This window comes from Pantoea sp. SM3, from assembly GCF_000963995.1.
GTDB lineage: Bacteria > Pseudomonadota > Gammaproteobacteria > Enterobacterales > Enterobacteriaceae > Pantoea > Pantoea rwandensis_B.
Map to the genome: position 1 here is coordinate 36,685 of NZ_JZRD01000029.1, position 14,006 is coordinate 50,690.

Annotated in this window: 9 protein-coding genes; 4 read left to right on the forward strand and 5 right to left on the reverse strand. The window is 57.1% G+C overall.

Annotated features, from left to right (window positions below; all coding sequences use genetic code 11):
- The first annotated feature begins 66 nt into the window (after positions 1-66).
- From fepD to VI01_RS16045, 3 genes are read left to right on the forward strand one after another with little or no spacing between them, the layout of a single operon-like run.
- Positions 67-1,056: a Fe(3+)-siderophore ABC transporter permease gene (fepD, locus tag VI01_RS16035; protein WP_045815882.1), complete on the forward strand. Its 990-nt coding sequence runs from the start codon at positions 67-69 to the stop codon at positions 1,054-1,056.
- Positions 1,053-2,036, forward strand: a complete 984-nt coding sequence (gene fepG / locus VI01_RS16040) for an iron-enterobactin ABC transporter permease (RefSeq protein ID WP_045815883.1) — start codon at positions 1,053-1,055, stop codon at positions 2,034-2,036. The genes fepD and fepG overlap by 4 nt, the downstream gene beginning before the upstream one ends.
- Positions 2,033-2,830 (forward strand): ATP-binding cassette domain-containing protein, encoded by a 798-nt coding sequence (locus VI01_RS16045; RefSeq protein ID WP_045815884.1) that lies wholly within the window; start codon positions 2,033-2,035, stop codon positions 2,828-2,830. The genes fepG and VI01_RS16045 overlap by 4 nt, the downstream gene beginning before the upstream one ends.
- Positions 2,831-3,034: 204 nt before the next feature.
- On the opposite strand, the gene VI01_RS16050 is transcribed toward VI01_RS16045, so the two are convergent.
- Positions 3,035-6,949 carry an enterobactin synthase subunit F gene (locus VI01_RS16050; RefSeq protein ID WP_045815885.1) on the reverse strand — a complete coding sequence of 1,305 codons (3,915 nt, stop codon included), beginning with the start codon at positions 6,947-6,949 and terminating at the stop codon, positions 3,035-3,037.
- 32 nt (positions 6,950-6,981) lie between these two features.
- Positions 6,982-8,193 carry an enterochelin esterase gene (fes, locus tag VI01_RS16055; RefSeq protein WP_045815886.1) on the reverse strand — a complete coding sequence of 404 codons (1,212 nt, stop codon included), beginning with the start codon at positions 8,191-8,193 and terminating at the stop codon, positions 6,982-6,984.
- A gap of 260 nt (positions 8,194-8,453) precedes the next feature.
- On the opposite strand from fes, the gene VI01_RS16060 reads away from it, so the two are divergent.
- Positions 8,454-10,727, forward strand: a complete 2,274-nt coding sequence (locus VI01_RS16060) for a TonB-dependent siderophore receptor (RefSeq protein WP_045815887.1) — start codon at positions 8,454-8,456, stop codon at positions 10,725-10,727.
- On the opposite strand, the gene pmrB is transcribed toward VI01_RS16060, so the two are convergent.
- The 3 genes from pmrB to dacB are packed head-to-tail and all read right to left on the reverse strand — an operon-like array spanning position 10,724 to position 13,874.
- The gene (pmrB, locus tag VI01_RS16065) at positions 10,724-11,782 is read right to left on the reverse strand and encodes a two-component system sensor histidine kinase PmrB (RefSeq protein WP_045815888.1); all 1,059 of its coding nucleotides are present in this window, start codon (positions 11,780-11,782) and stop codon (positions 10,724-10,726) included. The genes VI01_RS16060 and pmrB overlap by 4 nt on opposite strands.
- Complete coding sequence (gene pmrA / locus VI01_RS16070) at positions 11,779-12,441, reverse strand: two-component system response regulator PmrA (protein ID WP_034826547.1); 663 nt, start codon at positions 12,439-12,441, stop codon at positions 11,779-11,781. The genes pmrB and pmrA overlap by 4 nt, the downstream gene beginning before the upstream one ends.
- Positions 12,441-13,874: a serine-type D-Ala-D-Ala carboxypeptidase gene (dacB, locus tag VI01_RS16075; protein ID WP_045815957.1), complete on the reverse strand. Its 1,434-nt coding sequence runs from the start codon at positions 13,872-13,874 to the stop codon at positions 12,441-12,443. The genes pmrA and dacB overlap by 1 nt, the downstream gene beginning before the upstream one ends.
- Positions 13,875-14,006: the final 132 nt, after the last annotated feature.

Consider the following 14,006-nt stretch of genomic DNA (forward strand, 5'->3'; position numbering starts at 1 on the left):
ATAACGATAACCATTATCAAATTGCGTTGCGCATGCGACGACGTTGAACAGTGAAGGTTTAGAACGATGCGCCAGATCCGTGCATTAGCAGGCTCAGGGATTCTGCTCTTGCTCCTCATCGCGCTCAGCTTGATGCTTGGGGCGAAATCGATACCCATTTCCGATGTATATCATTCATTTACCTCAGGCTGTAACAGCGCTGAGTGCGTGATTGTGCGTGATGCACGCTTGCCTCGCACACTGGCCGGATTGCTGGCCGGTGTAGCCCTTGGGTTAGCAGGCGCACTGATGCAAAGCCTGACGCGCAATCCGCTGGCCGATCCGGGCATTCTCGGTGTCAATGCGGGTGCCGGATTTGCGGTGGTGATCGGCATTGCGCTATTTGGCGCCGATTCGCCTCTTGATTGGCTCGGCTTCGCGTTTGCTGGTGCGCTGTTGGCGTCATTGCTGGTGGCGATGACGGGCGCGATTGGCGGCGGGCGAGTCAATCCGGTGCGCCTGACGTTAGCGGGCGTGGCACTGGGCGCAGTGCTGGATGGACTGACGTCTGGCCTGTCGTTGCTGAATCCCGATATTTATGACCATTTGCGTTTCTGGCACAGCGGCTCGTTGGATATCCGCAATTTCACCGTACTGCACACCCTGTTCCCGGCCGTTGTCATTGGCAGCGGGGTGGCGATTTATCTATCGCAGGCGTTGAACAGTTTAAGCATGGGCGGCGATATGGCGACCGCGCTGGGCACGCGGGTGGCGCGTACACAATTGCTGGGATTGCTGGCGATTGCGTTGCTGTGCGGTGCGGCGACGGCTGCGGTGGGACCGATCGCTTTCATCGGACTGATGACGCCCCATTTTGCACGCTGGATGGTCGGCAACGATCACCGCTGGATGCTGCCCGCCACCGCGATCATTACCCCGATTCTGCTGCTGGCTGCGGATATTCTAGGACGACTGCTGGTGGCGGGTGAACTGCGCGTCTCCATTGTCACGGCGATGTTGGGGGCTCCGGTACTGATTGTGCTGGTGCGCCGTAAACTCGGGCGAGGTGCGCTATGACGCGTCGGGTTGGATTACATACCACGTGGCTGATGCTCGGATGCGCACTGCTGGCGTATCTGGCGATGACGCGAGGCGCATTGCCGATTGGTGCAGAGCAGTTCTGGCAGGTGTTGGCCGGACAGGGTGCCAGCAACGTCAAACTTATCGTTTTAGAGTGGCGGCTGCCGCGTGTGCTGATGGCACTACTGATTGGCGCGGCACTTGGCGTCAGCGGCGCGATTTTCCAGTCACTGCTGCGCAACCCGCTTGGCAGCCCGGATATTCTCGGTTTCAATACCGGTGCCTACAGCGGCGTACTGGTGGCGCTGGTGCTGTTCAATCAGGGCATCGCCGCCATGACCGGTGCAGCATTGATTGGCGGTATCAGCACGGCGGCATTGGTGTATCTGTTTGCCTGGCGCAACGGGGTAGAAACCTTCCGCCTGATTATTGTCGGTATCAGCGTGCGCGCGTTGCTGATGGCGCTGAATGCCTGGCTGATTATCAGTGCCTCGCTGGAGTCCGCGCTCAGTGCCGGATTGTGGAGTGCCGGTTCACTTAACGGTATCACCTGGGCGAAAACGCCACCGGTAGTGTGCGTATTGTTGCTGTCGCTGTTGCTGATGGCCTTGCTGACCCGGCGCATGCGTTTGCTGGAAATGGGTGATGACACCGCCAGCGCGCTCGGCGTGCCGGTGGAGCGCAGTCGGCTGCTGCTGATGCTGATTGGTGTGGTGTTGACTGCGGCATCCACCGCATTGGTGGGGCCGATCTCCTTTGTCGCGTTGCTGGCACCGCAGATCGCGCGTCGACTCGGCGGCGGCGAGAAAGGTGCGTTGTTGCTGGCGGCACTGTGTGGGGCTCTGCTGTTGATTGCAGCCGATTTTGCCGCACAACATCTTTTCCTGCCTTATCAATTACCGGTTGGCGTGATTACCGTCAGCCTCGGTGGACTTTATCTGATTGCGTTACTGGTGCGGGAGGCGCGACGCCAATGATCGATATCCCTTCACGGCTGTATGGCGAAGGCCTGACGCTTGGCTACGACAAGAAAGTGGTGGCAGAAAATCTGTCGGTGGTGATCCCGGAAGGTGAGCTGACGGTGATTATCGGCCCCAACGCCTGCGGTAAATCCACTTTGCTGCGTACCCTGAGCCGTCTTAATGCACCGCTGAAAGGCGAAGTGTATCTGGATGGTGAAGCGATAGCGCGTTACCCGACTAAAGAGGTCGCACGTCGACTTGGGCTGCTGCCGCAGAGTTCCAATGCACCGGCGGGCATCAGCGTGACTGAGCTGGTGGCGCGCGGGCGTTATCCCCATCAGCCGCTGTTTGGTCGCTGGCGTAGCGAGGATGAAGAGGCGGTGCAAACGGCGATGCGGGCAACCGGCGTGGCCGATCTGGCGCAGCAGCCAGTGGATACCTTGTCCGGTGGGCAGCGTCAGCGTGTATGGATTGCCATGGTACTGGCGCAGCAAACGCCGCTGTTACTGCTGGATGAGCCGACCACCTGGCTGGATATCACCCATCAGATTGAACTGCTGGAATTGATGCAGGAGTTGAATCATCAACATGGCCGCACGTTAGTGGTGGTGCTGCACGATCTCAATCACGCCTGCCGTTATGCCACCCATTTGATCGCCATGCGTCACGGCAAGATTTTGGCCGAAGGCAAGCCCGCAGAGATCGTGACGCCCGCGTTGATAGAACAGGTGTACGGTTTACGCTGCGTGATTGTGGAAGATCCGGTGGCGCACACGCCAATGATCGTGCCGCTGGGGCGGGGAAATTAAGCAGCCTGGCTGCAGCAAAGCAGGTTATAGCGGGAATCTGAACGCTATAACATGCACCCTGGAGCAGCGTGTCGAAAGGTCTGAAGGAAGTGCCCTGTAAATGGCAGGCAAGCTGATCGCAGTGAGGCTTAATGTCAGCGCCCTGTTCAGGACAGATAATTTTATTGCCAGGAGGTCCCTCGACCTCCTGTCAATCGGCCTGGGTTAGCCTAATATCCGCTGCAGCAACGGGCCAATCTGCTTAAACATCTGCGGAGAGATAATCTCCACGTGTGCACAATCCATTGGCCATACTTCTAACTCACCCACATACGGTGCCCAGGCGCGACGTGCATCCTGACCAGGCTGCTGCGTCTGCTCGGCGAGAAACAGCGTGGCGCGACCGTGGAAGCGGGCGCTGCGCGCGGTGGCTAACAGGCGCACCGAACTGGCGTAGTTGGCTTCAATGGTGTCAAACATCGCGCGCATCTCTTCGCCCGCCTGATGACGCTGCGCAGCGATAAACTGCTCGCGCTCGCGATTCACCTCTTCCAGTACCGCCGGATCCAGCACATTCTCGCCACGCTTCTCATCCCAGTTTTGCGTTTCCGGTGGCCAGGTATCGAGCAGGCCGAGGAAGGCTACCTCTTCACCTGCTGCTTCCAGTCGTGCCGCAATACCTTGCGCCAGCGTGCCGCCGAGCGAATAACCGAGGAAAAAGTACGGTCCGTGCGGCTGCACGTCACGTAAGGTTTGCAGATGCGCGTCACACACCTCGTCGAGGTGTGCGCTTTGATTCAGCGGGCTGGCGATATCCGGCGACTGAATGCCCACCAGCGACCAGCGCTGATCGAGATAACGCTGCAGAATGCTGAACTGCCAGGCAAAGCCCGACGCCGGATGGAAACAGAACAGCGTGGGTCCGTTGCTCTGACGCAGCGGCAGCACGGCTTCAAAACCTGCCTGCTGATGCGATTGGGTATCGCTCAGCAACCGGGCGAGTTTTTCCACCGTCGAAGCCACCATAATCTGCCCCACCGAAACCGGCTGTTGCAGCTCGCGGCGCAGCTGGGCAGCTAAGCGCATCGCCAGCAGCGAGTGGCCACCGAGGGCGAAGAAATCATCCTGGGCGCTGATGGTGTCGCGCGCCAGCAGCTGGCAGAAAGCCTGCGCCAATTGTGTTTCCAAACCAGGAGAAGGGTCGCGACCCACGCTGCCAGCCGCGTTTTGCGGCAGCGGCAGGGCTTTACGATCCAGCTTGCCGTTGCTGCTCAGCGGGAAGGTATCCAGTTGTACAATTGCCACCGGCACCATGTGCGAAGGCAGCCGTTGCGCCAGTGCATCACGCAGCGCGTCACCATCGACAGTGTGCTCCGCAATCACATACCCCACCAGCTGACGCGCATCACCGCCTTGTGCAGCGGCACCGCCGAGTACCACCGCGTGCGTGACCGCCTGCTCAATGCCAGGCTGTGCGCTCATCACATGATCGATTTCGTTGAGTTCGATGCGCTGGCCTCGGATCTTCAACTGATCGTCGCTGCGTCCGAGGTATTCCACCGCGCCGTTATCCAGCCAGCGCGCCACGTCACCGGTCAGGTACATGCGTTCGCCAGCGGCAAATGGATCGGCGATAAAGCGGCTGGCGGTCAGATCCGGACGGCCAAGATAGCCATGTGCCAGCTGTACGCCTGTTAAGTAAAGATCGCCTGCCACACCAGGCGGCACCGGCTGCATGCGTGCATCAAGAATGCGAAGTCCGGTATTCCACACCGGGAAACCAATCGGCACGCTGGCGCCTTCTACCGCCGCCAGCGCTTCGCCAAACGCCGGATACCAGCTGACATCCACTGCCGCTTCGGTCGGACCGTACAGATTGTGAAGCGGCACCTGCGTCAGTTTTTCCCATTCACGCGACAGATCGGTCGGGAGCGCTTCGCCGCTACAGAAGACGTTGCGTAGGCTGCCACAACAGGCAACGGCCGGCTCACTGTCCAGCGCCGCGACAAAGGCGGCCAGCATCGAAGGAACGAAGTGCGTGGTGGTGACTTTGTAACGCGCAAACAGCTGCTGAAGTGCCTCCGGATCGCGGTGCGCCTCCGGCGGGGCCATCACCAGTTGCGCGCCTACCAGCAGCGGCCAGAAGAATTCCCATACGGATACATCGAAACTGCTCGGGGTTTTCTGCAATACCACGTCGTCGGCGTGCAGCGGATAGCGATCCTGCATCCACAACAGGCGGTTGACGATCGCTTCATGACCGACCAATACGCCTTTCGGACGCCCGGTAGACCCTGAAGTGTAGATGATGTAGGCGCCATCCTGCGGTGTCGGCGCGCTGGCAGGTTGTGACGCGTCTGGCGCAGGATAAAGCGTATCAAAGTGCAGCTGTTTAACAGAATCGATGGCGCTGAAACGTGCACTGAGTTCTGCTGAGGTGATGAGCGTTTTGGGGGTGGCATCTTCCAGCATCAGCTGTAATCGTTCGTCGGGGTAACCGGTATCCAGCGGCAGGTATGCCGCGCCAAGTGACACAATCGCCTGCAATGCCAGCGAGAGCTGCACCGAACGTGGCAACGCCACCGCAACAATATCGCCGCGCTGTACGCCCGCAGCGCTGAGATCGGCGGCCAGGGCATACAGCTGCTGCTGCATCTCACGATAGCTTAACTGGTGAGTCGCATCGGCCAGCGCCGGGGCATCAGGTGTGCGTGCGACTTGCTGCGCCAGCAGTGAAGCCAGCGTTTCTGCCGGAACGGGATACGCAGTCTGGTTGATAGCGGCAATTTGTACGTGCTCTTCTGCGGTTAGCAGATCCAGTTCACCCAACGCACGATGCGGTTGCTCCGCCAACTGATCCAGCAGCAAAGCAAAACGGCTGGCGTGGCGAATCAGCGTCGATTCGCTATAGCGCTCCGCATTCGCCAGCAGTTCCAGCGTCAGTTCACCCTGTTCGCTGATGTAGATAGCGATTTCCAGGTCGCGTACCGGACCGGATGCCAGCTGATGGGTTAGGCCTTCAACGCCCGCGAAATCGAGTTGATAATCAAACATCTTCAGGTTGATCACCGGGCCGTACAGCGGATCGCCATCGCCCAGACGACCGAGATCGCGCTGCACCTGTTCCGCATCATAACGCTGGTGGCGACGCATTTTCTTCACTTCACCGGCCAACTGTGCAGCAAGCGCGCTTAGTGGCTCGGTGGGATCGTAATGCACGGCCATCGGCAGCACGTTGATCACCGGACCGGTGGCGCACAGCGCGGCGGATCCGATGCGGCGCATAAAGATGAATCCAGCGGCAAAATCATTTTGTCCACTGAGTCGCGCCAGCCACAGCGCCACCAGCGCAAAAGCCAGGTCAGCAGCGCTGGATTGTGGATGTTGATTAACCAGCGTCTGAAAGGTGTTGCGATCAAGCGTTATGCTGTGGCGCAGCAGATCGGTGGTCGCGCTTTGTCCAGCCAGCGGTAAAGGTGATAGTGAAGCCGGTGAAGGCAGGGCAGCCCCTTTTTCGCGCCAGAATTCACGATCGCGGGTGAAAGAAGAGGATGCCTGGTAGCGCTGGTACTCCTCCACCACTTCGCTAAACGGGATAAAGGGCGTCGGCTCGGCATCCTGTTGCTCGACGGCTGCGGTGTAGAGGTTGGCAATACGACGAGTGATGGCGGTAAAGCTGAAGCCATCCACCACTAAATGGTGATAACGCTGATACCAGAACCAGTGCTGATCGCCAATGCGATACAGCGTGTGATGCCATAACGGGGCACCGCTCAGTACGCGTAAATCACCGTTCATGTCTTCACGCATCAACGCGCGAGCTTGGGCGGCCGCATCGGTTTCAGCACGCAAATCAACGATTTTTGGCGCACTGAACGCCTGCGGTTGTTGCCACTGCAGTGCTTCGCCCTCCACTTCGGCAAACGCCATATTCAGGGTGTCGGCTTCCTGCATGCCAGCCACGATAGCCTGCGCCAGTATGTCGCTGTTAATCGCGCCGCGTAATTCGACAAAGTGGGCCACGGCATAGGCATTGTGGTGTTGGGTCAGCTGGTCGGCAATCCAGATGCCGGGCTGGGCTGCCACTAATGGCAAAGTATGTTGGTCAGTCATGGTTTTGTTCATCAGAGATTCAGACATCTGTGCTCCGGTTTGCGTCCTGCGTGATGAAGTTAAGTCGGATTGCGCCACAGGGCTTGCAGACCGTCGAGCAGACCACCGCGCCAGCATAGCGCGTCATGGCCGCCCTCCACCGGCAGGTAATTCACCTGGTAACCGGCAGCGGTAAGTTTTTGTTCTAATTGTTGATTGGCTTGCAGAATCAGGCCTTCACGTTTACCTGCTTCCAGCCAGAAACGCAGCGGCTGTTCGGGTGCCAGACCGCTATCCAGCGCCTGTAGTAGCCATCCGTAAGGATTGCCGCGTTCGGGCCACCAAAAAGATCCCGAAAGACTCAGCGCATTGCCAAACGTCTGCGGAAAATGCAGTGCAGCGAAAACGGAAGCCAGCCCACCAAAGCTCTGTCCGGCCACCAGCGTGCTGTCCGCCTGTTGGCGATGAGGTTCCCATTGCGCCACCTGCGGCAGTAATTCCTGCTGCACGGCTTGCCAGAACTGCGGATTACAGGGCAGTTCGCGGCTGCGGTGTTCACGGTCGATGATATCGATAAACAAATAGACCGCAGGAGGGAGTTTTCCGGCATCAGTAAGTTGCTGCAATGGCCCGGCAATCGGCATTTGATTTGCCCAGAACTGGCCATCCAGCAGAATGGCCAGTGGGCGTTGCTCCGCATCGGACTCGCCAGTGGCATAAATCCACACTTTGCGACTGTTGCCCAATAGCGCGCTATCCCACTGATACTGCTGCAAAGAAATAGCAGGTGCGTTGCCCTCATCGATAGATTTCCAAACCCGCTGATCAGGAGCCTGCGGGAGATGCAGCGGCGAGACGCCCATGCCGCGCCCACCGGCCCAGCCACGCAATGGATTCAGGGGATCGGCCTTCGCCGTGGGGAATTTGTCACGCCACCAGTTACGTAACGCGTACATGTCGGCTTCACCGCTAAAGTCGGTTGCCTGTTCATCGGGCATCAGGCAGTAACTGCCGCGCCAGGTGGAGGGCAGCGCGGTTTGCCAGTACCACACATCGGTACCCGTTACCCGCACCAATGACTGCGGTGGACGCTTCTGATGATGATCGGTCACGCCCGTAATGTTGATCCACACGCGCTGAGTTGCTGAGGTTTTTTCGCTGCCTTGTGGATCGCGCCAGAAGAAAGTCACCAGACAGGTGCCATCCTGCTGAGGGGCAATTCGCGGAATACCTTGAGTGTGTTGCTCCTGCCACCAGGCTTCACTACCGGTTACATCATTTCGCCAGGTCATAGGGCTGCCAGTCACTGTGTAGGTAAAGATTTACATAAGATTAATAATTAATACTATTGATAACTATTTGCATTTGCAATAGGGTGTTTCCGCTCAAAAGAGCACGCTCGTTCCGCCTGACTCTTTCCTTCCTGGAAGGTTACGCAACGGATGGCACTGCCAGGTCTGGAACTGGGCGCGATAAGGACAGGGATATTCTCACCGGCTCGCCAGTTAAGAATCCAACGGCATTTTTACTGGCCATCCAGGAATGAAAAACAATGACGCGTTACTCACGATTATCATTAGCTATTTTGATTGAACTGGGGCTGAGCGCCTCACTGCTCTCCGGCAGCGCCTGGGCAGCAGACACTTCCAGCAAGACGACCAGCAGCCCATCCACCACTGACGCCGAATCGATGAATGGCGGCACGTTAATGGTGACCGCACAGCAGCAAAACCTGCAGGCACCCGGCGTTTCCACCATCACTGCAGATGAAATTAAAAAGCATCCACCGGCGCGTGATGTGTCAGAAATTATTCGTACCATGCCAGGCGTTAACCTGACCGGTAACTCCACCAGTGGCCAGCGCGGTAACAATCGCCAGATCGATATTCGCGGCATGGGCCCGGAAAACACCCTGATTATGGTCGATGGCATGCCAGTCACCAGCCGCAACTCGGTGCGTTTGGGCTGGCGCGGTGAGCGTGATACGCGCGGTGACACCAACTGGGTGCCGCCAGAGATGATCGACCATATCGACGTCATTCGTGGTCCGGCTGCGGTACGTTACGGCAATGGCGCGGCGGGCGGGGTGGTGAATATTATCACCAAAAAGTACACCGACCAGCAGTGGCACGGTTCCTGGAACACCTACTTCAATGCACCGGAGCACAAAGCAGAAGGCGCAACCAAACGCACCAACTTCAGCCTTGAAGGGCCGCTGGGTGACGACTTCAACTTCCGGTTGTACGGGGGTTTAGCCAAAACTCAGGCCGATGCTTATGACATCAATGAAGGCCATGCAGCGGCACGTACCGGCACTTATGCGGGCAGCTATCCTTCAGGCCGTGAAGGCTCGGTCAATAAAGATATCAATGCGTTACTGAGCTGGGCGTTTGCTCCGATGCAGACGCTGGAGTTGCAAGCGGGCTATAGCCGTCAAGGAAACCTGTACGCAGGCGATACGCAGAACACCAATACCAGTGCGCTGGTGAAAAGCCTGTATGGCGATGAAACTAACCGCCTGTATCGCCAGAACATCTCGTTGAAATGGACCGGTGCCTGGGATAACGGTGTCAGCACCAATACCTACGCGCGTTATGAGAAAACCCGTAACACCCGTATTAATGAAGGTCTGGCGGGCGGAACGGAAGGTATCTTCTCTAACGATGGTTTCAACACCATTCAGTTAGACGATATTTTGCTGCACAGCGAAGTTAGCATTCCGTTTGAGTGGCTGATTAATCAGACGGCAACGCTGGGCGCCGAATGGAACCAGCAGAGCATGAAGGATCCCTCTTCAACGACGCAGACTGCCACTAATGGCGCTGTGCCTGGTATCGATAGCACCGGTCGTAGCCCGTATTCGCAGGCTGAAATCTTCTCGCTGTTCGCTGAAGACAACATGGAGCTGACCGACAGCACCATGCTGACGCCGAGCCTGCGTTTCGATCATCACTCGATTGTAGGCAACAACTGGAGCCCGTCTCTGAACCTGTCGCAAGGTTTGGGTGATGACTTCACGCTGAAGATGGGGGCGGGCCTGGCTTATAAAGCGCCAAGCCTTTACCAGACCAACCCGAACTACCTGCTGTACAGCAACGGTCAGGGCTGTGCTGCCAGCACCGGCGCCTGTTATCTGCAGGGTAACCCGGACCTGAAAGCTGAAAACAGTTTCAACAAAGAGATTGGACTGGAGTGGAAACACGAAGGCTATCAGGCGGGTCTGACCTGGTTCCGTAACGATTACCGCAACAAGATTGAAGCGGGTTACGCAGCCGTCGGTAAAGCCTCAAACGGCACCACGGATATCTACAAGTGGGAAAACGTACCGAAAGCAGTGGTGGAAGGGCTGGAAGGTACGGTTAACGTGCCGTTCTCTGATAGCGTGATGTGGAACAACAACTTCACTTATATGCTGCAGAGTAAGAACAAGGAAACCGGCGATCGTCTGTCAATCATCCCGGAATACACCCTGAACTCAACGCTGAGCTGGCAAGCAACGCAGGATCTGTCGCTGCAAACCACCCTGACCTGGTACGGCACGCAAACACCGAAAAAGTATGACTATAAAGGTCAGCCGGTGACGGGAAGCGCGGCCGATAAAGTCAGTCCTTACTCTATCGTTGGCCTGAGCGGGACTTATGATGTGAATAAGTACGCCAGCGTCACTCTGGGTATCGACAACCTGTTTGATAAGCGTCACTTCCGCGAAGGTAATGCGCAAACCACCGGGAACGCGACAACAGGCGCCTACCTCTACGGTGCGGGTGCGAATACTTATAACGAGTCAGGCCGTACTTACTACATGAGCCTCAACACTCACTTCTAAAGCAGCTGATGCGGTAAATAGCAGCGGGCAATCAGCCCGTTGCTATCTTTACGGTTAACCAGCTCCAGCCTGCCACGGTGCATCTGCACAATGCGCAGTACGATGTTCAGACCCAATCCGCTGCCACCGTAACGCTGATCGCGACGACGGAAGGCTTGCGTCAGTTCTTCTGCCGCATCGGCCTCAATGCCTGGTCCCTGATCCCACACTTCAATGATCACCTGCTGTTTATCCTGCTGCATTTTCACACTGACTTCACTGCCTTCCGGGCTGTAACGTGAGGCGTTTTCCAGCAGATTACGCAGCATCAGGCGTAGTAACACGGCTTCACCTTGCTGTGGGATATCTTTGCCGTGCGGCCAGTGCAGTGTTTGCTGTCGCTGTGCATAAAGTTCGGCCATTTCCGGCTGCAGCGGCTGCATGATGTCTTTTTGCCACTGCAACTGCTGATAGTGACCGCCTGCCAGCGCCTGGCCAGCTCGCGACAGCATCAGCAGTTGCTCCACGGTGTGCATCAACTGGTCGATACGTTCAATCAGCATCTCACTCTGCGGCACGTTCTGCTGGTGCAGAAGTTCAAGATGCAGACGTAAACCGGCCAAAGGGGTACGCAATTCATGCGCGGCATCGGCGGTGAAGAGGCGTTCCTGTTGTAGCGTGTGGTCGAGCCGCGAAAATAGCTGATTAATGGAGGTGGTCACGGCAACGATTTCATCCATTTCTGAATAAACCGGCAGCGGGGTGAGATTATCGGCGGAGCGATGGGCGAGGCTATCCTGCAGGGATCGTAATGGACGAATGATCCAGTTAATCGCCCAGAATGACAGCAGCAGCGTCAGAGCGATCATCACCAGTGAAGGCAACAGCAGTGAAGCGATGGCTTCACGGATCTCATTCTCGACGCGGTCGTTGCGCGCCTGAGCAGACAGCGTTTCGTTGACCAGAAAACTAATCTGTTCGCGACTCTCATGCCATAACCAGATGGCGCTCATCACCTGGCAGGTGAGGAGAATCAGCGCCAGCATAATCAGTAACCGCTGACGCATGCTGTTCATTCGCGCACTTCCAGGCGGTAGCCCACGCCACGCACGGTTTTGATACGATCTTTTCCGAGCTTACGGCGCAGATTGTGAATGTGAACTTCCAGCGTATTGGATCCAGGATCGTCATTCCAGCTGTAGAGATCCTGCTGCAGCGTTTCGCGATGGACGTTCTGACCGACGCGCATTAACAAGCGCGTCAGCAGTGCGAACTCTTTTGGGGTGATTTCCAGCGGACGCTCTTCCAGCAATACCTGCTGCGAACTGAGATTGAGGGTGAGATCACCCTGTTGCAGCAAATTGTCGCTGTGACCCTGAAAACGGCGAATCAGTGCACGCACGCGCGCCTGCAGCTCCACCAGCGCGAAGGGTTTGACCAGATAATCGTCGGCACCGGCATCCAGGCCATCCACGCGATCCTCCAGTGCATCACGCGCCGTCAGGATCAACACCGGCACGTTGATGCCATCGCGCCGCCACTGACGCAGCAGCGTGGCACCATCGCGATCCGGTAAACCCAGATCCAGAACGATCAGGCTGTACTGCCCACTGCGTAAGAAAGCATTACTCTCTGCAGCAGTACTCGCACAGTCAACCGCATATCCTTGTGCGCTAAGGGCCTGAGCAAGGCCCGATTGCAACAGCGCGTCATCTTCAACGATCAGCAATTTCATCAGTTGTTTTTGTTGATATCCGAGTAGAGGCGGCTTTCAAAGCGTACCAGAGGAATGCGCCGCGTTTTCTGATCTTCAGGCGGCACCGCATAACCAGAAAGATACTGCACAAAGGCGACACGTGCACCGCTGGAAGTGGTAATAAATCCAGCCAGATTATAGACGCCCTGCAGCGAACCGGTTTTTGCCGACACTTTGCCATCCAGTCCGGCTTCATGCAGGCCACCACGATATTGCAACGTGCCATCGTATCCTGCCAGCGGCAGCATGGAGATGTAGTTCAGCGTTGAGTCATTCTTCGCGATGTATTGCAGTACCTGCATCATGGTATCTGGCGCAATCAAATCGTGACGCGACAAGCCTGAACCATCGACCTGAATGCTGTTGCCGAGATCGACGCCCGCTTTTTCACGCAGTATGCGGCGTACCGCATCGGAACCGGCGCGGAACGTGCCTGGTACGTTGAAATAGTGATGGCCGATGGTACGGAACACCGTATCAGCAATCATGTTGTCCGATTTCTTCAGCATGGTGTGTAGCAGATTGTGCAACGGCGCGGATTGCGTCGACGCTAGCACGGTTCCCGGTGAGGTAACCTGCGTCTGACGGACTAAATGGCCGCTGTAATCGATATCCGCGGCACGCAGTTCGGCCTTGAGGATTTCGCCTGCCCAGGCGGCACCATCTTGCACAGCAAACGCCAGCGGCAAAGGTTCGGCGCGTTGGCGCATGCAGCCGGTCAGCGTATAGCGGTTTAACTCGCCCGGTACCACATCCAACTCGCAATACTGCCCATCTCCACTGTTACGACCAATAGTGCGCACTTGGCTAAACATATGCGCTGGATAATACGAGGCGATACGCACAAAGGCGTTTTCGCCTGGCGTGTTAGCGCTGTAAAGCGAAACGGAGAAACAGTTTTTGTCGACGATAGCCGCGCCAGGCGGGGCGCTGAAGCACTGCGTCATATCGTTCCACGGCCAACCTGGCGCAGCGTCGTGGCTGGCAAACACGGACGTATCGATCACCAGATTGCCTTTGATATGGGTGATGCCCTGCTTTTTCAGGGCCGCCACCATATTGCGCAGATCCTGACGGCTCAGCGTCGGATCGCCACCAAAACGCGCCACTAAATCGCCATTGAGCGTGCCATCGCTGACTGCACCCTTGGTTTCCATCGTGGTCTGAAAACGGAAGTCCGGACCGAGTTCCAGCAGGGCCGCCAGCGCGGTGATCACCTTCATGGTACTGGCCGGCAATGCCATCTGTTTGCCGTGATAGTCGATTATCGGGGTTGATGCGCCCACTTTTTGTACCATCAGCGCCAGGTTTGCGCCGTCTGGCAAATACTGCATGTATTCTTCAACGGGGGCTGCTTGTGCCTGCAGCATAAACGCACAGGTTAATCCGGTAACAAGTCGTGAAAATCGCATAATCTCGCGGTAACTGACGGGTGAAGGCGTCAATACTACGTCCCGAGGCGGTGCAAAGTAAACGATGACCCACAGGGAACTCTGGGGTAAAATACGTATCAAAATGCAAAACCGAACCTGACCCGGAAAGCT